This window comes from Microbacterium sp. NIBRBAC000506063 (genome assembly GCF_017968845.1).
In the GTDB taxonomy this organism is placed as follows: Bacteria; Actinomycetota; Actinomycetes; order Actinomycetales; family Microbacteriaceae; genus Microbacterium.
Window position 1 is genome coordinate 1,702,268 of sequence record NZ_CP072876.1, and the last position, 17,632, is coordinate 1,719,899.

Genomic DNA, 17,632 nt, shown 5'->3' on the forward strand with positions numbered 1-17,632 from the left:
GCGGTGGCGCAAGAGGAGTAAGAAATGGTGGAGTCCATCGCACGCGTGCGACACATCCGCGTGACCCCTCAGAAGGCTCGTCGTGTTGTCGCGCTCATCAAGGGCAAGCAGGCTCAGGAGGCCCTGGCCATCCTGAAGTTCGCCCCGCAGGGTGCCAGCGAGCCGATCTACAAGCTTGTCGCGTCGGCCATCGCCAACGCACAGGTGAAGGCGGACCGCGACGGCGAGTACCTCGATGAGCAGGACCTGTACGTGAAGAACGCGTACGTCGACGAGGGCACGACGCTCAAGCGTTTCCAGCCCCGCGCACAGGGTCGCGCATTCCAGATCAAGAAGCGCACGAGCCACATCACGGTCGTGCTCTCGACGCCGGAGGTCGCGGAGACCGCTGCCGGCGACAGCAACAAGAAGGCGAGCAAGTAATGGGACAGAAGGTAAACCCGTACGGCTTCCGCCTCGGCATCACCACGGACCACGTGTCGCGCTGGTTCTCGGACTCGACGAAGCCCGGGCAGCGTTACGCCGACTACGTGGCCGAGGACATCAAGATCCGGGGCCTCCTGAAGACGCAGCTCGACCGCGCCGGTGTCTCGAACATCGAGATCGAGCGCACCCGTGACCGCGTCCGCGTCGACATCCACACGGCCCGTCCGGGCATCGTGATCGGTCGTCGCGGCGCCGAGGCCGAGCGCATCCGTGGCGACCTCGAGAAGCTCACCGGCAAGCAGATCCAGCTCAACATCCTCGAGGTGAAGAACCCCGAGGCTGACGCCCAGCTGGTCGCACAGGGCATCGCCGAGCAGCTCTCCGCTCGCGTGGCGTTCCGCCGTGCGATGCGCAAGGGCCTCCAGGGCGCCCAGCGCGCCGGCGCTAAGGGTGTCCGCATCCAGGTGTCCGGCCGTCTCGGCGGCGCGGAGATGAGCCGCTCCGAGTTCTACCGCGAGGGACGCGTTCCCCTGCACACGCTGCGCGCGAACATCGACTACGGCTTCTACGAGGCCCGCACGACGTTCGGCCGCATCGGCGTGAAGGTGTGGATCTACAAGGGCGACCTCACCAACAAGGAACTCGCACGTGAGCAGGCCAACCAGAAGCCTGCCCGTGACCGTGGCGACCGCCGTCGTGGCCCTCGTGCCGAGGCGCCGGTGGCAGAAGGAGCGTCGGCATAATGCTCATCCCCCGCAAGGTCAAGTACCGCAAGCAGCACCACCCGGGCCGCTCGGGCCACGCCACCGGCGGCACCAAGGTGTCGTTCGGCGAGTTCGGCATCCAGGCGCTCACCCCCGCCTATGTGACCAACCGTCAGATCGAGTCCGCTCGTATCGCGATGACCCGTCACATCAAGCGTGGTGGAAAGGTCTGGATCAACATCTACCCCGACCGTCCGCTCACGAAGAAGCCGGCCGAGACCCGCATGGGTTCCGGTAAGGGCTCGCCGGAGTGGTGGGTCGCAAACGTCAAGCCGGGTCGCGTCCTCTTCGAGGTCGCCGGCGTCAACGAGGAACTCGCTCGTGAAGCCCTGACCCGTGCCATCCACAAGCTGCCTCTCAAGGCACGCATCATCAAGCGCGAGGAGGGCGACGCGTAATGGCGATCGGCACCAAGGAGCTCGCATCTGCCGAGCTCGACACGTTCGAAGACCAGCGCCTCGTCGAGGAGCTGCGCAAGGCCAAGGAGGAGCTGTTCAACCTCCGCTTCCAGTCGGCCACCGGCCAGCTGGACAGCCACGGCCGCATCCGCGCCGTCAAGCGCGACATCGCCCGTATCTACACCGTCATCCGTGAGCGCGAGCTCGGCATCCGTGCCACGCCCGCCGCCGTGGAGGCTCCGGCCAAGGCGAAGAAGTCGAAGGCGAAGAAGACCGAGGACACCTCGGACGACGCCGAAGGGAAGGCTGAGTAATGGCCGAAGAGAAGAAGGCCGCCACGAAGGCCCCCGCAGCGAAGGCTGCGGAGAAGAAGCCCGCCGCCAAGGCGACGAAGACCGCTGAGAAGAAGGCGGCGCCCGTCAAGGAGGCCGCACCGCAGGCTGCCGGCCACGAGTCGGCCGAGCACGACGTCCGCGACGCGGACGCCCGTGGTTACCGCAAGGCGCGCCGCGGCTACGTCGTCAGCGACAAGATGGACAAGACCATCGTCGTCGAGGTCGAGGACCGCGTGAAGCACGCCCTGTACGGCAAGGTCATCCGCGTGTCGTCGAAGGTCAAGGCGCACGACGAGGCCAACACCGCCGGCATCGGCGACCTCGTCCTCATCAACGAGACCCGCCCGCTCAGCGCCACCAAGCGCTGGCGCCTGGTCGAGATCCTCGAGAAGGCCAAGTAAGCCTTCGGCTTGCTTAAGGAGTAATTGTGATTCAGCAGGAATCCCGCCTCAAGGTCGCCGACAACACCGGCGCGAAGGAGCTGCTCACGATCCGCGTTCTCGGTGGCTCGCGCCGTCGTTACGCAGGTCTGGGTGACACCATCGTGGCCACGGTCAAGGACGCGATCCCCGGCGGCAACGTCAAGAAGGGCGACATCGTCAAGGCGGTCATCGTCCGTTCGAAGAAGCAGACCCGTCGTCCCGACGGCTCGTACATCAAGTTCGACGAGAACGCGGCCGTCATCCTGAAGGCCGACGGCGAGCCCCGCGGCACGCGTATCTTCGGCCCGGTCGGTCGTGAGCTCCGTGACAAGAAGTTCATGAAGATCGTGTCGCTGGCACCGGAGGTCATCTGATCATGGCGAACATCAAGAAGGGTGACCTGGTCCAGGTCATCGCCGGCGCCCGTGACGAGCGCGGCAAGCAGGGCAAGGTCCTCGACGTCATCGTCGAGCAGGACCGCGTCATCGTGGAGGGCGTGAACTACGTCACCAAGCACACCCGCGTCGGACAGACCCAGCGCGGCACCAAGACGGGCGGCATCGAGACGATGGAAGCCCCGATCCACATTTCCAACGTCGCCCTTGTCGACCCCGAGAGCAAGAAGCCGACCCGCGTCGGCCACCGCCTCGAGGAGCAGGTCAAGGACGGCAACAAGCGCACCGTCCGTGTGCGCTACGCCAAGAAGTCAGGCAAGGACCTCTGAGAATGAGCAACGCAACTGCCGCGCCGGCTGGCAAGATCCAGCCGCGCCTGAAGCAGAAGTACCGTGAGGAAATCCAGCAGAAGCTGCAGGACGAGTTCGCGTACAAGAACGTCATGCAGATCCCGGGCCTCGTCAAGGTCGTCGTCAACACCGGCGTCGGTGAGGCGGCTCGCGACAGCAAGGTGATCGAGGGCGCCATCGACGACCTCACCCGGATCACCGGCCAGAAGCCGGTCGTGACCAAGGCCCGCAAGTCCATCGCCCAGTTCAAGCTGCGCGAGGGTCAGGCCATCGGTGCGCACGTCACCCTCCGTGGCGACCGCGCCTGGGAGTTCGTGGACCGTCTGGTCAACCTCGCGCTGCCCCGTATCCGCGACTTCCGCGGTCTCTCGGGCAAGCAGTTCGACGGCCACGGCAACTACACCTTCGGTCTCCAGGAGCAGAGCGTGTTCCACGAGATCGACCAGGACAAGATCGACCGCGTCCGTGGTTTCGACATCACCGTCGTCACCTCGGCCAAGACGGACGAAGAGGGCCGTGCGCTGCTGCGTCACCTCGGGTTCCCCTTTACACAGCAGGACCCTGCTGCGTAAAGGTCCTCACCGCGGGCCGCTGCGCGGCCCGCGGAACGGTCGTTGAGCGAGGCGGCGCAGCCGTCCTCACCGTGAGACGCCACGCGACTCACGGAACGGTCGTTGAGCGAGGCAGCGAAGCTGCCGAGTCGAAACGCCCAAGCAAGACAACCGAAACAACAACTGAAGATAGAGCACTCACGAAGGTCGGATGTCGTGTAACGGCATCCGAAACCGCTGAACAAAGGAACACCAAATGACAATGACAGACCCGGTCGCAGACATGCTGACCCGTCTGCGCAATGCGAACTCGGCGCACCACGACACCGTGACGCTGCCGTCGAGCAAGCTGAAGACGCACATCGCCGAGATCCTCCAGCAGGAGGGTTACATCGCCGGCTTCGAGGTCACCGACGCCCGTGTCGGCCAGACCCTCACGCTGACGCTGAAGTACGGCCCGAACCGGGAGCGTTCGATCGCGGGCATCAAGCGCGTGTCGAAGCCCGGCCTGCGCGTGTACGCACGCTCCACCGAGCTGCCCAGCGTGCTCGGCGGCCTCGGCGTCGCCATCCTGTCCACCTCCTCTGGCCTCCTCACGGACCGCCAGGCACAGCAGAAGGGCGTGGGCGGAGAAGTTCTCGCCTACGTGTGGTGATCGAGAATGTCGCGTATTGGACGACTTCCCATCGAGATCCCTGCCGGCGTGACCATCGCGGTCGACGGCAGCGCGGTCTCGGTGAAGGGACCCAAGGGTGAGCTCACCCTCCAGGTGGCCAGCCCCATCGAGGTCAAGGTCGAGGAGGGCCAGGTCCTGGTCACTCGCCCGGACGACGAGCGCGAGTCGCGTTCGCTGCACGGACTGACCCGCACCCTCATCAACAACAACATCATCGGCGTGACCCAGGGCTACTCCAAGGGCCTCGAGGTCGTCGGCACCGGTTACCGTGTGCAGCAGAAGGGCAGCTCGCTCGAGTTCGCCCTCGGCTTCTCGCACCCGGTCCTGGTCGACCCGCCCGCGGGGATCACCTTCGCGGTCGAGGGCAACAACAAGGTCACCGTGAGTGGTATCGATAAGCAGGCCGTCGGCGAGGCGGCTGCGAACATCCGCAAGATCCGCAAGCCCGAGCCGTACAAGGGCAAGGGCGTGCGCTACGCCGGCGAGGTCGTGCGTCGCAAGGCCGGAAAGGCTGGTAAGTAATCATGGCTGTGAAGTCGAAGTCCGACGCCCGCGCGCGTCGCCACGCCCGTCTTCGCAAGAAGATCGTCGGCACGGAGACCCGTCCGCGCCTCGTCGTCAACCGTTCTGCACGCCACGTGTTCGTGCAGCTCGTCGACGACAGCAAGGGGTTCACCGTCGCATCCGCGTCCACGCTCGAGACCGATCTGCGTGCCTTCGAGGGTGACAAGACCGCCAAGGCCCGTAAGGTCGGCGAGATCGTCGCCGAGCGCGCGAAGGCCGCCGGCGTGACCGAGGCAGTGTTCGACCGTGGCGGCAACCGCTACGCCGGTCGTGTCGCGGCCATCGCCGAGGGCGCCCGTGAAGGGGGCTGGCACTGTGAGTGACAACAAGGAGAACGAAGTGACCACCGAGCAGACTGCTCCCGAGGGTCAGACCGCCGAGGCGGCCGAGCCCGCCCGCGAGCAGCGCGAAGGCCGCCGCGGCGGCCGTGACCGCGGCCAGGGCGGTCGTGACCGCAACTCGCGAGACCGCGGGGACAACCAGTTCCTCGAGCGTGTCGTCACGATCAACCGCGTGTCGAAGGTCGTCAAGGGCGGTCGCCGCTTCAGCTTCACCGCGCTCGTGGTCGTCGGTGACGGCAACGGCATGGTCGGTGTCGGCTACGGCAAGGCCCGAGAGGTGCCGCTGGCGATCTCGAAGGGTGTCGAGGAGGCGAAGCGCAACTTCTTCCGCGTGCCCCGCGTCGGCTCCACCATCCCGCACCCCGTGCAGGGTGAGGCCGCCGCAGGCGTCGTGCTGCTTCGTCCGGCCGCTGCCGGTACCGGTGTCATCGCCGGTGGTCCGGTCCGCGCCGTTCTCGAGTGCGCCGGCATCCACGACGTCCTCTCCAAGTCCCTCGGCTCGTCGAACACGATCAACATCGTGCACGCGACCGTCGAGGCGCTGCAGTCGCTGGAGGAGCCTCGCGCCGTCGCGGCCCGCCGCGGCCTGGATTACGACGCCGTCGTCCCGGAGATCATCATCCGGAACGAGGCCAAGGCCGCTGCCGCCGCTGCGGCCGCGCAGAAGGTAGGTGCCTGATGGCCGCCCGTCTCAAGGTGACCCAGATCAAGTCCAAGGTGAGCGAGAAGCAGAACCAGCGCGACACGCTGCGCTCGCTCGGTCTCAAGCGGATCGGCGACTCGGTCGTCCGTCCGGACGACTCGCAGACGCGCGGGTACGTCAAGACCGTTGCTCACCTCGTGAAGGTTGAGGAGATCGACTAATGGCTGAGAAGGCCGAGAAGGCGACCGAAGAGGTCGCCGAGAAGAAGGCACCCGCCGCCAAGAAGGCTGCTGCCGAGAAGAAGCCGGCGGCCGAGAAGGCCCCGGCGAAGAAGGCGCCCGCCAAGAAGGCTGCGGACGAGAAGGCCGACGCCCCAAGGCTGCCGCCAAGAAGCCCGCTGCCAAGAAGCCGGCTGCCAAGAAGCCCGCCGAGAAGTCGGATGCCCCGGCATCCCGTCCCGGCGTGCTGAAGGTGCACCACCTGCGTCCGGTCCCGGGTGCCAACACCGCCAAGACCCGTGTGGGTCGCGGTGAGGGCTCCAAGGGCAAGACCGCCGGTCGCGGCACCAAGGGCACCAAGGCGCGCAACACCGTGCGCGCCGGCTTCGAGGGTGGCCAGATGCCGCTGCACATGCGCACCCCGAAGCTGCGCGGGTTCAAGAACCCGTTCCGCGTCGAGTACCAGGTCGTGAACCTGGACAAGCTCGCCGAGCTGTACCCGAAGGGTGGTGAGGTCACCGTCAGCGACCTCGTCGCCAAGGGCGCGGTGCGCAAGAACGAGAAAGTCAAGGTCCTTGGGGCGGCGACATCCAGGTCAAGCTCACCGTGGCCGTCGACAAGGTCTCGGGCTCTGCCGAGCAGAAGATCGTCGCCGCAGGCGGATCCATCAAGTAACACTGCGCAAGAGGGGTCGGAGATTCTCCGGCCCTCTTGGGTTACGCTGGTCTTTCGGCCGTCTTTTCGCGGATCGGCATCCCTTTCAGGAGGAACGCACTTGTTTAGCGCCATCGCGCGGATTTTCCGCACGCCTGACCTGCGGCGGAAGATCGGTTTCACTCTGGCGATCATCGCCATCTACCGGCTCGGCTCGCATGTCCCGGCTCCGTTCATCAACTTCCCGAACGTCCAGGAGTGCCTCGCCTTCAACGCGGGCACCGAAGGCCTGCTGGGTCTGGTGAACGTCTTCTCCGGTGGCGCCCTGCTGCAGCTGTCGATCTTCGCGCTGGGCGTGATGCCGTACATCACGGCCACGATCATCACCCAGCTGCTGCGTGTGGTCATCCCGCACTTCGAGACGCTGCACAAGGAGGGCCAGGCCGGCCAGGCCAAGCTCACCCAGTACACGCGCTACCTGACGATCGCGCTGGCGCTCCTGCAGTCCACGACGCTCGTCACCGTGGCACGCAGCGGGCAGCTGTTCGGTGCGACCGACTTCGCCGCCTGCAACCAGCTTCTGACCAACGACGTGTGGTGGGCGCAGATGCTCATCATCATGTCGATGACCGCCGGCTGCGGTCTGATCATGTGGTTCGCCGAGCTCGTCACCGAGCGCGGCATCGGCAACGGCATGTCGCTGCTGATCTTCGTGTCCATCGCCGCCACCTTCCCCGGCTCGCTCGGCCGCATCTGGGAGGCGCACGGCATCGACATCTTCCTGCTGGTGATGATCGTCGGACTCATCGTCATGACCCTGGTGGTCTACGTCGAGCAGTCGCAACGACGCATCCCGGTGCAGTACGCCAAGCGCATGGTCGGCCGGCGCACGTACGGCGGCACGAACACCTACATCCCGATCAAGGTGAACATGGCGGGCGTGATCCCGATCATCTTCGCGTCGTCGCTGCTGTACCTGCCGATGCTCATCGCGCAGTTCAACACCCCCGCCGACGGCTCGGCCCCGGCGCCGTGGGTCACCTGGATCCAGCAGTACTTCACCACCGGCGACCACCCGCTCTACATGGCGGTCTACTTCTTCCTGATCATCGGCTTCACCTTCTTCTACGTCGCGATCACCTTCAACCCGGTCGAGGTCGCCGACAACATGAAGAAGTACGGCGGGTTCATCCCCGGCATCCGCGCCGGCCGCCCGACAGCCGAGTACCTCGACTACGTGCTGACCCGCATCACGACGCCGGGCTCGATCTACATCGGTCTGATCGCGCTCATCCCGCTGGTCGCACTGGCGACGGTCCAGGCCAACCAGGACTTCCCGTTCGGCGGCGCCTCGATCCTCATCATCGTCGGCGTCGGACTCGAGACCGTCAAGCAGATCGACGCGCAGCTTCAGCAGCGCCACTACGAAGGGCTTCTCCGATGACGAACTCCTCCGCACGCCTCCTGATCGTCGGCCCGCAGGGCTCCGGCAAGGGCACGCAGGGAGTCCGCGTCGCCTCGGCGCTCCGGATCCCGGTCGTCTCGACGGGCGACATCTTCCGCGCCAACATCAAGGAAGGAACGGAGCTCGGTCAGAAGGTCACCGCGATCCTCGATGCCGGCGACCTCGTCCCCGACGAACTGACGAGCGAGATCGTGCGCGATCGGCTGTCGCAGGACGACGCGCAGGGCGGATTCCTCCTGGACGGCTACCCGCGCAACACCGCGCAGGTCGCCCACCTCGACGAGTACCTGAGCGGACGCGGTGTGGCCCTCGACGCGGTCCTCCTGCTGGACGTCCCGCGTCCCGAGAGCATCGCACGCCTGCGTCAGCGGGCTCTCGAGCAGGGGCGTTCCGACGACACCGAAGAGACGATCGCCCGGCGCCTGGACATCTACGAGCAGGAGACCGCCCCGATCCTCGAGGTCTACGGGCAGCGCGGCATCGTCGACCACATCGACGGCGTCGGCTCGCTCAACGAGGTCACCGAGCGCATCGCCGCGGCGCTCTCGGCGCGCGGCGTCCTCGCCACGGCCTGATCCGCCGGTGTTCCGCCGCTCCATCTACAAGACCCCGCGCAGTTGCGGGCGATGGTCGAACCCGGACTCATCACCGCCGCCGCTCTCGACGCGGTGCGTGCGATGATCGCGCCCGGCGTCACCACCGGGCAGCTCGACGCCGAGGCGAATCGGGTGATCCTCGCCCGCGGTGCGGAGTCGAACTTCCAGCTCGTGCGCGGCTACAGCCACACGCTGTGCGTGTCGATCAACGAGCAGGTCGTGCACGGCATCCCCGGCGATCGTGTGCTGGAGCCCGGCGACATCGTCTCGGTCGACTGCGGGGCCCAGTACAAGGGATGGAACGGCGACAGCGCGATCACGGTCGTGGTCCCGGATGCCGCGCGCCCCGATGTCGTGGCGCGGCGCGAGGAGCTCTCCCGCGTCACCGAAGGGTCGCTCTGGGCGGGCATCGCCGCGCTGGCGACCGCCTCGCACATCGGCGACATCGGCGCGGCGATCCAGGACTACATCGAGGCGCAGGGACCTTCTGCCGTGTCAGGCGAGACCTACGGCATCCTGCGGCAGTACGTCGGCCACGGCATCGGCCGCAAGATGCACGAGTCGCCGTCGGTGTTCAACTACCGCACGCCCGACCCCGGACCGGAGGTGCGCCCCGGTCTCGTGCTGGCCATCGAGCCGATGGTGACCGCCGGTACCGAAGAGACCTTCGTCGAGGGCGACGAGTGGACCGTGTCCACCGCGGACGGCACCGATGGCTCACATTGGGAACATAGCGTCGCCGTGCATGATGGTGGCATCTGGGTGCTGACCGCGCCCGATGGTGGGAAAGCCGGACTCGCGCCCTTCGGCGTCGAGCCTCGACAGATCGGATAATCATGGCCGCAGCCAAGGGCGGAACCAACTGGTTCGCCGTCGTCATCGCGACGATCACCGTCGTCGCCATCGTGGGCGTCGGTGCGCTCGTGGTGTTCCTGAACAACCGTGCGACCGCGCCGGGCGCTGCCCCGGAAGGCGCCATCATCAACTCCGAGACCGGGGCGATCAGCTTCGGCGACGGCCCCGACACGATCGCCGTCTATCTCGACTTCATGTGCCCCGCGTGCGGCTCGTTCGAGGCCCAGTACGGCGACCTGCTCGCCGAGGCCGCCGGCGATGACACGATCACGCTGGAGGTGCACCCGATCGCCATCCAGGATCACCTGTCCCAGGGAACCGAGTTCTCCTCGCGCGCGGCCAGTGCCATGTATTGCGTCGCCAGTGAGGCGCCCGAGGCCGGCCTGGACTTCCAGCTCCAGATGTTCGCCAACCAGCCGGCTCAGGGGACGACGGGCCTCAGCGACGAGCAGATCATCGCCATCGCCGAGCAGACCGGCGGCGGCGCGGCTGCCGACTGCATCTCGGACGGCACCTACAAGAAGTTCGTGCGCGACCGCACCCCTGAGACGCCCCGGGTCCGCAGGGGATCGCGACGCCCACCGTCGTGATCAACGGCGACCGCATCGAGAACACCGAGATCGCCGCGGAGCTCGCCGCGCTGCTCGGTTGACCGACCGTCGAGTTGCCGGAACCCCGAGGCTCCTATAGCATAGACCCTTGGTGCGTTGCGCCTGCTTCGGCGTGTCTGTGAGCGGGCCGTCCCCACATCCATCCATTCACCGCAGACCGACCGGTCTGCATCAGCGACAGCGAGGCTATGGCTAAGAAAGACGGTGTCATCGAGATCGAGGGCACGGTGTCCGAGGCGCTGCCCAACGCGATGTTCCGCGTTGAGCTCACCAACGGGCACAAGGTCCTTGCGACGATCTCCGGCAAGATGCGGCAGAACTACATCCGCATCATCCCCGAGGACCGCGTGGTCGTGGAGCTCAGCCCCTACGACCTGACCCGCGGCCGCATCGTCTATCGCTACCGCTAGACCGGTCGAGAAGTAACGGCCGTCATCGGTCCCTGAGCAAGGGCACGATGACGGTACGAAGACAGCGAACAGGAAACATCATGAAGGTCAACCCCAGCGTCAAGCCGATCTGCGATCACTGCAAGGTGATCCGCCGTCACGGCCGCGTCATGGTCATCTGCAAGAGCAACCCGCGCCACAAGCAGCGGCAGGGTTGAGCCTTCGGCGGGTCACGCGCCGCGTAGCGGCGCCTGACGCGCGAAGGCTCAAGATTGAGCGAGCCCGCGCGAAGCGCGAGCGAGTCGAAATCTCGAGAAGCAACACCGAACACAACTCAATATCCGGTCAGAGCACCAGGGCGTTTCGTCTCGCTGCGCTCGCTCAACGACCGGGGGAAACTCCGGTCGAGATGCAGGCGTTTCGACTCGTCGCTTCGCTCCTCGCTCAACGACCGGGAGATCTCAAACGGCAGGATCAGAACCTCGCGAGAGGGGACACCTCGGGGCGGAGGCCCGGGCACCGATCCTGCTCCACACCTCCACCGACTCCCAGGAGAGAACCGCATGGCACGTCTTGCCGGCGTTGACATCCCGCGTGACAAGCGCGTGGTGATCGCACTTACGTACATCTACGGCGTAGGCCGTACCCGCTCGATCGAGATCCTCAAGGCGACGGAGATCGACGAGAACATCCGCGTCAAGGACCTCAGCGACGACCAGCTCATCGCGCTCCGCGACTACATCGAGGGCAACTACAAGGTGGAGGGCGACCTTCGCCGCGAGGTGGCCGCCGACATCCGACGCAAGGTCGAGATCGGCTCCTACGAGGGGCTGCGCCACCGTCGCGGCCTTCCGGTCCGCGGTCAGCGCACCAAGACCAACGCCCGTACCCGCAAGGGCCCCAAGCGCACCGTCGCCGGCAAGAAGAAGGCCCGCTAAGAGCGGCCAGGTAAGAGGAGAAGACTTTCATGGCTGCACCCAAGTCCGCCGCGCGCAAGCCGCGCCGCAAGGAGAAGAAGAACATCGCGCTGGGCCACGCCCACATCAAGTCGACGTTCAACAACACGATCGTTTCCATCACCGACCCGTCCGGCGCCGTCATCAGCTGGGCCTCGTCGGGTGGCGTGGGCTTCAAGGGCTCGCGCAAGTCGACGCCCTACGCCGCGGGCATGGCCGCCGAGGCCGCCGCACGCCAGGCGCAGGAGCACGGCGTCAAGAAGGTGGACGTCTTCGTGAAGGGTCCGGGCTCGGGCCGCGAGACCGCGATCCGTTCGCTCACTGCCGCCGGCCTCGAGGTCGGTTCCATCCAGGACGTCACGCCGCAGGCGCACAACGGCTGCCGTCCCCCAAGCGCCGCCGCGTCTGACCCTTCGGCAGGCTCAGGGGCCGGCACTCGCCGGCTCCCGGGTCGGTCGTCCTGCGGCATCCGCTTCGCGCCCTGTCGCACGAACAAAACTCCACACCTCATCCACCACATGTCATATAGCGGGCATGTGACCGAAAGGAACATCAGTGCTCATTGCACAGCGTCCCACACTGACCGAGGAAAAGATCGCCGCTGACCGCAGCCGGTTCGTGGTCGAGCCGCTCGAGCCCGGCTTCGGCTACACGATCGGCAACGCGTTGCGTCGCAGCCTGCTGTCGTCGATCCCCGGTGCTGCCGTCACCAGCATCCGTATCGACGGCGTGCTGCACGAGTTCAGCACCATCCCCGGCGTGAAGGAGGATGTCACCGACATCATCCTCAACATCAAGCAGCTCGTCGTCTCCAGCGAGCGCGACGAGCCGATCACTGCGTACCTGCGCAAGACGGGCGCCGGCGAGGTCACCGCCGCCGACATCTCGGCTCCCGCCGGTGTCGAGGTACACAACCCCGAGCTCGTCATCGCGACGCTCAACGACAGCGCGAAGTTCGAGCTGGAGCTGACGATCGAGCGTGGCCGCGGCTACGTCTCGGCGACGCAGAACCGCAGCGAGTACGCCGAGGCAGGTCAGATCCCGATCGACTCGATCTACTCGCCGGTTCTCAAGGTCAGCTACCGCGTCGACGCGACCCGTGCCGGTGAGCGCACCGACTTCGACAAGCTCGTCCTGGACGTCGAGACCAAGCCCTCGATCCTGCCGCGCGACGCCGTGGCATCGGCGGCCTACACGCTGACGGAGCTCTTCGGCCTTGCTCGCGAACTCAACGTCGAGGCCGAGGGCATCGAGATCGGCCCGGCACCGGTCGAGGCGGTCCTCTCCAACGAGCTGTCGATGCCGATCGAAGACCTCGATCTGTCGGTCCGCTCGTACAACTGCCTCAAGCGTGAGGGCATCAACTCGGTCGCCGAGCTGGTCGCGCTCTCCGAGACGCAGCTGATGAACATCCGCAACTTCGGGCAGAAGTCGGTCGACGAGGTGCGCGACAAGCTCGTCTCTCTCGGCCTGTCGCTGAAGGACTCGGTCGCCGGCTTCGACGGCGCCCACTTCTACAGCGGCTCCGAAGAAGAGTCCTTCTGACACACCCGACCTTGACCTGGAGCTAGAAACATGCCCAAGCCCACGAAGGGCCCCCGCCTCGGAGGCGGCCCCGCCCACGAGCGTCTGCTGCTTGCCAACCTTGCCGCGGCGCTGTTCACCCACAAGTCGATCAAGACGACCGAGACCAAGGCCAAGCGCCTTCGTCCGCTCGCCGAGCGACTGATCACCTTCGCCAAGCGCGGCGACCTGCACGCACGTCGTCGCGTGCTGTCGGTCATCGGTGACAAGGAAGTCGTGCACGTCCTGTTCACCGAGATCGCCCCGCTGGTCGCCGACCGTGAGGGCGGCTACACGCGCATCACCAAGGTCGGCAACCGCAAGGGCGACAACGCCCCGATGGCCGTGATCGAGCTCGTCCTCGAGCCCGTCACGAAGAAGCCCTCCGCGAAGAAGGCTGCTGCGGCCAAGGCCGCCGAGAAGCCCGCCGAGGACGCGGTCGCTGAGCCGGTCGAGGACGCCCCGGTCGACGAGGCGGCGGATGCCGGCGCCGAGTCGCCCGAAGAGGGTGCTGCCGCCGAGGCCGCCGCTGAGGAGGCCGTCGAGGAGAAGGCCGAGTAAGGCCCCCGTCGTACGAAACCCGCTCGCCCTTCGGGCGGGCGGGTTTTGCCGTTCACGGGTGCGGGCTCCAGAATGTTGCGGGTGACCGCGTCGCCGTGACGCACGGGCAGGGGAGGATGATGCAGCAGACGCGCTGGTTCTCGCGGGAGCGAGTGGGACGATTCGTGCTGTCGCCGATCGTGCAGAGGACGATCATCGTCGTCATCCTGATCAATGCGGCGGTGCTCGGGCTGGAGACGATCCGCGGGCTCTCCGAGCCCGCCGCACTGGTCCTGCATCTGCTCGACAAGATCTGCCTGGGCATCTTCGTGGTGGAGATCGCGCTGAAGCTCTACGCGCAGCGCCTCCGCTTCTTCCGCGACGCGTGGAACGTCTTCGACTTCCTCGTGGTCGGCGTCGCGCTCATCCCCGGCTCCGACGGACTGGCGGTCCTTCGGGCGTTGCGGGTCCTGCGCGTACTGCGTCTCGTGTCGGTCGTGCCGGCGCTGCGCCGGGTCGTCGACGCGCTCATGCGGGCGATCCCGGGCATCGCCTCCATCGCCGTGCTCCTGGTGATCATCTTCTACGTCGGCGCCGTGATGGCCACGACCCTCTTCGGCGACCACTTCCCGGAGCTGTTCGGGTCCCTCGGAACGTCGCTGTTCTCCCTCTTCCAGGTGACGACGCTCGACAACTGGTCCAGCATCGCGCGCGAGGTGGCCACGGTCCTCCCCTGGGCGCCGTTCTTCTTCGTCCCCTTCGTGCTCGTCAGTGCTCTGACCGTGCTCAACCTCTTCATCGCCGTCATCGTCGATGCGATGCAGGGGATCGACCGGGAGCGCGCGGATGCCTCTCCGGCCGTGCCCGCAGGAGGCGACCGCGTTTCGGAACAGAGCGTGCTCGTCGAGGAGGTGCGCCTGCTGCAGGAGCAGGTCACGGCGCTCACCGCTGCCGTCGAGGGCGCGCGCGGCTCGGAGCGCGACGCCTCGCCGGTAGGCTGAGAAGCCGGAGGTATCGGATGCCGGAGGGCAGGACGCGGCGGCGGTCGCGGGAATACGCGGCGTTCGTCTTCATCGGACTGCTGGCGGGGCTGCTCTCCGGGCTCTTCGGGGTCGGGGCGGCACGGTGATCGTGCCGCTGCTGGTGCTCATGCTGCACTTCGATCAGCGTCGTGCGGCCGGGACCTCGCTCGCCGCCATCGTACCGACGGCATCCATCGGGGTGCTCTCCTATGCGCTCACCGACTCGGTGGCGTGGATACCCGCCCTGATCCTCGCCGGCGGGGCCGTCGTCGGGCGCAGGTCGGCACGCGCCTGCTGCCCGGGTGTCGCAGTCGGCGCTGCGCTGGGTTTCGTGGCGTTCCTGGTGCTGGTCATCGCCAGCCTGTTCATCGTGATCCCGTCGCGCGGAGCGGCGTTGGAGATCACCTGGTACGCGGTGCTGGGTCTGGTCGGGCTCGGGCTGTTCACGGGGATCGTCGCGGGACTCATCGGCGTGGGCGGGGGTGTGGTCGTCGTCCCCGCGCTCATGGTGCTGTTCGGCACGAGCGACCTGGAGGCGAAGGGGACCTCGCTGCTGATGATGATCCCGACCGCGGTCTCGGGCACGATCGGCAACCTCCGCCATCGCAACGTCGACCTGGTCGCCGCAGGGGCCATCGGTCTTTCCGCCTGCACGACGACGGCGCTCGGCGCCTGGCTCGCCACGCTGATCGATCCCTTCGCCGGCAACATGCTCTTCGCGGCCTACCTCGTCGTGATCGCGATCCAGATGGCGATCAAGGCGCTGCGCACACGGCCCCGGTAGCGGCATCCGCTCTCGCCGGCGATGCAGGGTCGGTAGGATCGAAGCGTGCCCGTGAACACTGAACTGGTCGGTCGTGAGTTTCCGCCGACGCCCGCCTACCTGGTCGGACGAGAGAAGGTGCGCGAATTCGCGCGTGCCGTCTTCGCCGATGCCCCGCTGCACACCGACGTCGAGGCGGCCCAGGCCCTCGGCTACGCCGACGTCGTCGCCCCGCCGACCTTCGCGATGGTGATCCAGGATCAGACGCTCCAGCAACTGCTCGCCGAGCCCGATTCGGGCATCGTGCTCGCCCGCACCATCCACGGTGAGCAGCGCTTCGCCTACACCCGCCCGATCGTCGCCGGCGATGAGCTGACCGCGACGCTCTGCGTCACCTCCGTGCGGGCGGTCGGCGGCAATGCGATGGTCACGAGCGAGGCCGAGATCACGGATGCCGCAGGAGCCCACGTCGTGACCGCGACCTCGGTGCTGCTGGTGGGAGAGGACGCCTGATGGACTTCACCGTGGGCGCGCAGATCGCCGAACGCACCGTGCATCTCACGCGCGAGTCCCTCGTGCGCTACGCCGGGGCCTCCGGCGACTTCAACCCGATCCACTACCGCGACGACGTCGCCGAGAAGGTGGGCCTGCCCGGTGTCCTCGCGCACGGCATGCTGACGATGGGCATCGCCTCCTCCGTCGTGGTGGCGGCGCTGGGCGACTCGGCAGCCATCACCGACTACGGCGTGCGGTTCACCCGGCCGGTGGTCGTGCATCCCGACGACGGCGCCGAGCTGCGGATCGTGGCGAAGGTGGGCGCGGCGGATGCCGAGACCGCCCGGATCGATCTGACGGTGACGCACCGTTCGACAGGCTCACGGCAGGCGGCCGACGGAGGGTCGGGCGAGACCACCGTGCTCGGCAAGGCGCAGCTGCGCGTCGCGCTCGCCTGAGCCATGGCCGAGATCACGCCCATCCCGCTCGCGCAGCTGACGACCCTGCGCACGGGGCCGCGCCGTTGCGCATGCGCGAGGCCACGACGACCGAAGAACTGGTCGAGGAGTTGCGCGCGGTGTGGGCCAGCGGCGACGACTGGTTCGTTCTCGGCGGGGGTCGAACCTCTTCGTCGGCGACGAGCCCTTCGACGGGACCGTCGTGCGCATCCTCACCTCCGGCATCGAGCGGCTGCCCTCGCCGTTCGAGGGTCGCGCGCGCGTGCGCGTGCAGGCCGGCAACGACTGGGATGCACTCGTCGCGTACACGGTCCGTGAGGGACTCGCCGGGATCGAGGCGATGTCGGGCATCCCCGGCACGGTCGGAGCAGCCCCCGTGCAGAACATCGGCGCCTACGGCCAGGAGATCCAGGAGACGCTCGTCGAGGTCGAGCTCATCGACGAGTCGACGGGCGAGGTGTCGGTCGTCCCGGCATCCGAGTTGGGCCTGGGCTTTCGCACGTCGGTGCTCAAGCATCACTACGGCGGCGAGCCGCTGCGCCGTGCGGTGATCCTCTCGGTCACCCTCGATCTCGCCGATGTCGGCTCGGCGGGGCGCATCGTGCGGGGAGACCAACTGCGGCGGGCCCTGGCGCTCGCGAACGACGACCCCGTGCCGCTGGCGTGGGTGCGTGAGCAGATCCTCGGTATCCGGGCGTCCAAGGGCATGGTGCTCGATGACGACGACCCGACACCTACAGCGCCGGCTCGTTCTTCCAGAACGCGATCGTCTCGGACCAGGTCGCGCGCGGGTTGCCGGCGGAGTGCCCGCGCTGGCCGGTCACGCCCGACCTCGACACGGTCACGGTGATCCCCTGGGCGCCTTCGACGGTACGGTGCCCGCCATCCCGCAGCAGGCCAGCGACGTCAAGGTGAGCGCGGCCTGGTTGATCGAGCAGTCCGGCATCCGGCGCGGCTTCAAGCTGCCGCGTTCGCGCGCGGGGCTGTCGACCAAGCACGCCCTGGCCCTCACCAACCGGGGAACGCGACGGCGGCCGAGCTGTCGGAGCTCGCCCGCTTCATCCGGAGCCGGGTGCACGCCGAGTTCGGACTGCTGCTGCAGCCCGAACCCGTGCTGGTGGGCGTCGAGCTCTGACCCCGCCGAGAACGTACAGTACGTCCTTCTGGCTGCGCGCGAAGAAC

At 67.2% G+C, this 17,632-nt stretch carries 26 protein-coding genes and 4 pseudogenes; all 30 read left to right on the forward strand.

Going from position 1 to position 17,632, the window contains the following annotated elements:
- Window positions 1-24 precede the first annotated feature (24 nt).
- The 30 genes and pseudogenes from rplV to KAE78_RS09865 all read left to right on the forward strand — a co-directional run bounded on the left by rplV (window position 25) and on the right by KAE78_RS09865 (window position 17,585).
- Entirely contained in the window at window positions 25-423 is a 399-nt protein-coding gene (gene rplV / locus KAE78_RS09720) for a 50S ribosomal protein L22 (RefSeq protein ID WP_223170706.1), read from the forward strand.
- Window positions 423-1,169: a 30S ribosomal protein S3 gene (gene rpsC, locus KAE78_RS09725; RefSeq protein ID WP_223170707.1), complete on the forward strand. Its 747-nt coding sequence runs from the start codon at window positions 423-425 to the stop codon at window positions 1,167-1,169. Before rplV ends, rpsC begins: the two co-directional genes overlap by 1 nt.
- Window positions 1,169-1,588 (forward strand): 50S ribosomal protein L16, encoded by a 420-nt coding sequence (gene rplP, locus KAE78_RS09730; protein WP_223170708.1) that lies wholly within the window; start codon window positions 1,169-1,171, stop codon window positions 1,586-1,588. The genes rpsC and rplP overlap by 1 nt, the downstream gene beginning before the upstream one ends.
- Window positions 1,588-1,902, forward strand: a complete 315-nt coding sequence (gene rpmC, locus KAE78_RS09735) for a 50S ribosomal protein L29 (protein ID WP_223170709.1) — start codon at window positions 1,588-1,590, stop codon at window positions 1,900-1,902. The genes rplP and rpmC overlap by 1 nt, the downstream gene beginning before the upstream one ends.
- Window positions 1,902-2,324: a 30S ribosomal protein S17 gene (rpsQ, locus tag KAE78_RS19725; protein WP_223170710.1), complete on the forward strand. Its 423-nt coding sequence runs from the start codon at window positions 1,902-1,904 to the stop codon at window positions 2,322-2,324. The genes rpmC and rpsQ overlap by 1 nt, the downstream gene beginning before the upstream one ends.
- Before the next feature lie 26 nt (window positions 2,325-2,350).
- Window positions 2,351-2,719, forward strand: coding sequence for a 50S ribosomal protein L14 (gene rplN, locus KAE78_RS09745; protein WP_223170711.1), 369 nt, complete (start codon window positions 2,351-2,353; stop codon window positions 2,717-2,719).
- A gap of 2 nt (window positions 2,720-2,721) precedes the next feature.
- Window positions 2,722-3,069, forward strand: coding sequence for a 50S ribosomal protein L24 (rplX, locus tag KAE78_RS09750; protein ID WP_223170712.1), 348 nt, complete (start codon window positions 2,722-2,724; stop codon window positions 3,067-3,069).
- A gap of 2 nt (window positions 3,070-3,071) precedes the next feature.
- The gene (gene rplE, locus KAE78_RS09755; RefSeq protein ID WP_223170713.1) at window positions 3,072-3,662 is read left to right on the forward strand and encodes a 50S ribosomal protein L5; all 591 of its coding nucleotides are present in this window, start codon (window positions 3,072-3,074) and stop codon (window positions 3,660-3,662) included.
- A gap of 235 nt (window positions 3,663-3,897) precedes the next feature.
- Window positions 3,898-4,296, forward strand: a complete 399-nt coding sequence (gene rpsH, locus KAE78_RS09760) for a 30S ribosomal protein S8 (protein WP_223170714.1) — start codon at window positions 3,898-3,900, stop codon at window positions 4,294-4,296.
- A gap of 6 nt (window positions 4,297-4,302) precedes the next feature.
- Window positions 4,303-4,839, forward strand: coding sequence for a 50S ribosomal protein L6 (rplF, locus tag KAE78_RS09765; RefSeq protein WP_223170715.1), 537 nt, complete (start codon window positions 4,303-4,305; stop codon window positions 4,837-4,839).
- A 2-nt stretch (window positions 4,840-4,841) separates the two neighbouring features.
- Window positions 4,842-5,204, forward strand: a complete 363-nt coding sequence (gene rplR / locus KAE78_RS09770) for a 50S ribosomal protein L18 (RefSeq protein ID WP_223170716.1) — start codon at window positions 4,842-4,844, stop codon at window positions 5,202-5,204.
- A gap of 16 nt (window positions 5,205-5,220) precedes the next feature.
- Complete coding sequence (gene rpsE, locus KAE78_RS09775) at window positions 5,221-5,901, forward strand: 30S ribosomal protein S5 (protein WP_223170717.1); 681 nt, start codon at window positions 5,221-5,223, stop codon at window positions 5,899-5,901.
- On the forward strand, window positions 5,901-6,086 hold the full coding sequence (gene rpmD, locus KAE78_RS09780) for a 50S ribosomal protein L30 (RefSeq protein WP_223170718.1): 186 nt from the start codon (window positions 5,901-5,903) through the stop codon (window positions 6,084-6,086). The genes rpsE and rpmD overlap by 1 nt, the downstream gene beginning before the upstream one ends.
- Window positions 6,086-6,334 carry a hypothetical protein gene (locus KAE78_RS09785; RefSeq protein WP_223170719.1) on the forward strand — a complete coding sequence of 83 codons (249 nt, stop codon included), beginning with the start codon at window positions 6,086-6,088 and terminating at the stop codon, window positions 6,332-6,334. The genes rpmD and KAE78_RS09785 overlap by 1 nt, the downstream gene beginning before the upstream one ends.
- A 50-nt stretch (window positions 6,335-6,384) precedes the next feature.
- A pseudogene (gene rplO / locus KAE78_RS09790) lies at window positions 6,385-6,758 on the forward strand (50S ribosomal protein L15).
- A gap of 100 nt (window positions 6,759-6,858) precedes the next feature.
- Window positions 6,859-8,181 carry a preprotein translocase subunit SecY gene (gene secY, locus KAE78_RS09795; protein WP_223170720.1) on the forward strand — a complete coding sequence of 441 codons (1,323 nt, stop codon included), beginning with the start codon at window positions 6,859-6,861 and terminating at the stop codon, window positions 8,179-8,181.
- On the forward strand, window positions 8,178-8,777 hold the full coding sequence (locus KAE78_RS09800; RefSeq protein ID WP_223170721.1) for an adenylate kinase: 600 nt from the start codon (window positions 8,178-8,180) through the stop codon (window positions 8,775-8,777). The genes secY and KAE78_RS09800 overlap by 4 nt, the downstream gene beginning before the upstream one ends.
- A gap of 7 nt (window positions 8,778-8,784) precedes the next feature.
- Window positions 8,785-9,632 (forward strand): annotated as a pseudogene (gene map / locus KAE78_RS09805) (type I methionyl aminopeptidase).
- Between the two features lie 2 nt (window positions 9,633-9,634).
- On the forward strand, window positions 9,635-10,243 hold the full coding sequence (locus KAE78_RS09810) for a DsbA family protein (protein WP_223170723.1): 609 nt from the start codon (window positions 9,635-9,637) through the stop codon (window positions 10,241-10,243).
- 209 nt (window positions 10,244-10,452) lie between these two features.
- A complete protein-coding gene (infA, locus tag KAE78_RS09815; RefSeq protein ID WP_013583992.1) occupies window positions 10,453-10,674 on the forward strand; it encodes a translation initiation factor IF-1 in 222 nt (73 codons plus the stop codon).
- Window positions 10,675-10,754: 80 nt separating this feature from the next.
- Entirely contained in the window at window positions 10,755-10,871 is a 117-nt protein-coding gene (rpmJ, locus tag KAE78_RS09820; protein WP_005050492.1) for a 50S ribosomal protein L36, read from the forward strand.
- A gap of 345 nt (window positions 10,872-11,216) precedes the next feature.
- The gene (gene rpsM, locus KAE78_RS09825; RefSeq protein ID WP_223170724.1) at window positions 11,217-11,591 is read left to right on the forward strand and encodes a 30S ribosomal protein S13; all 375 of its coding nucleotides are present in this window, start codon (window positions 11,217-11,219) and stop codon (window positions 11,589-11,591) included.
- Between the two features lie 29 nt (window positions 11,592-11,620).
- Window positions 11,621-12,018: pseudogene (rpsK, locus tag KAE78_RS09830) on the forward strand (30S ribosomal protein S11).
- 146 nt (window positions 12,019-12,164) lie between these two features.
- Entirely contained in the window at window positions 12,165-13,154 is a 990-nt protein-coding gene (locus tag KAE78_RS09835; RefSeq protein WP_223170725.1) for a DNA-directed RNA polymerase subunit alpha, read from the forward strand.
- A gap of 30 nt (window positions 13,155-13,184) precedes the next feature.
- Complete coding sequence (rplQ, locus tag KAE78_RS09840) at window positions 13,185-13,733, forward strand: 50S ribosomal protein L17 (protein WP_223170726.1); 549 nt, start codon at window positions 13,185-13,187, stop codon at window positions 13,731-13,733.
- A gap of 116 nt (window positions 13,734-13,849) precedes the next feature.
- Window positions 13,850-14,713, forward strand: coding sequence for an ion transporter (locus tag KAE78_RS09845; protein WP_223170727.1), 864 nt, complete (start codon window positions 13,850-13,852; stop codon window positions 14,711-14,713).
- A gap of 124 nt (window positions 14,714-14,837) precedes the next feature.
- Window positions 14,838-15,518 (forward strand): sulfite exporter TauE/SafE family protein, encoded by a 681-nt coding sequence (locus KAE78_RS09850; protein WP_411155927.1) that lies wholly within the window; start codon window positions 14,838-14,840, stop codon window positions 15,516-15,518.
- 45 nt (window positions 15,519-15,563) lie between these two features.
- Window positions 15,564-16,010: a MaoC family dehydratase N-terminal domain-containing protein gene (locus tag KAE78_RS09855; protein WP_223170728.1), complete on the forward strand. Its 447-nt coding sequence runs from the start codon at window positions 15,564-15,566 to the stop codon at window positions 16,008-16,010.
- On the forward strand, window positions 16,010-16,450 hold the full coding sequence (locus KAE78_RS09860) for a MaoC/PaaZ C-terminal domain-containing protein (RefSeq protein WP_223170729.1): 441 nt from the start codon (window positions 16,010-16,012) through the stop codon (window positions 16,448-16,450). Before KAE78_RS09855 ends, KAE78_RS09860 begins: the two co-directional genes overlap by 1 nt.
- A gap of 3 nt (window positions 16,451-16,453) precedes the next feature.
- A pseudogene (locus tag KAE78_RS09865) lies at window positions 16,454-17,585 on the forward strand (UDP-N-acetylmuramate dehydrogenase).
- The last annotated feature ends 47 nt before the right edge of the window (window positions 17,586-17,632 follow it).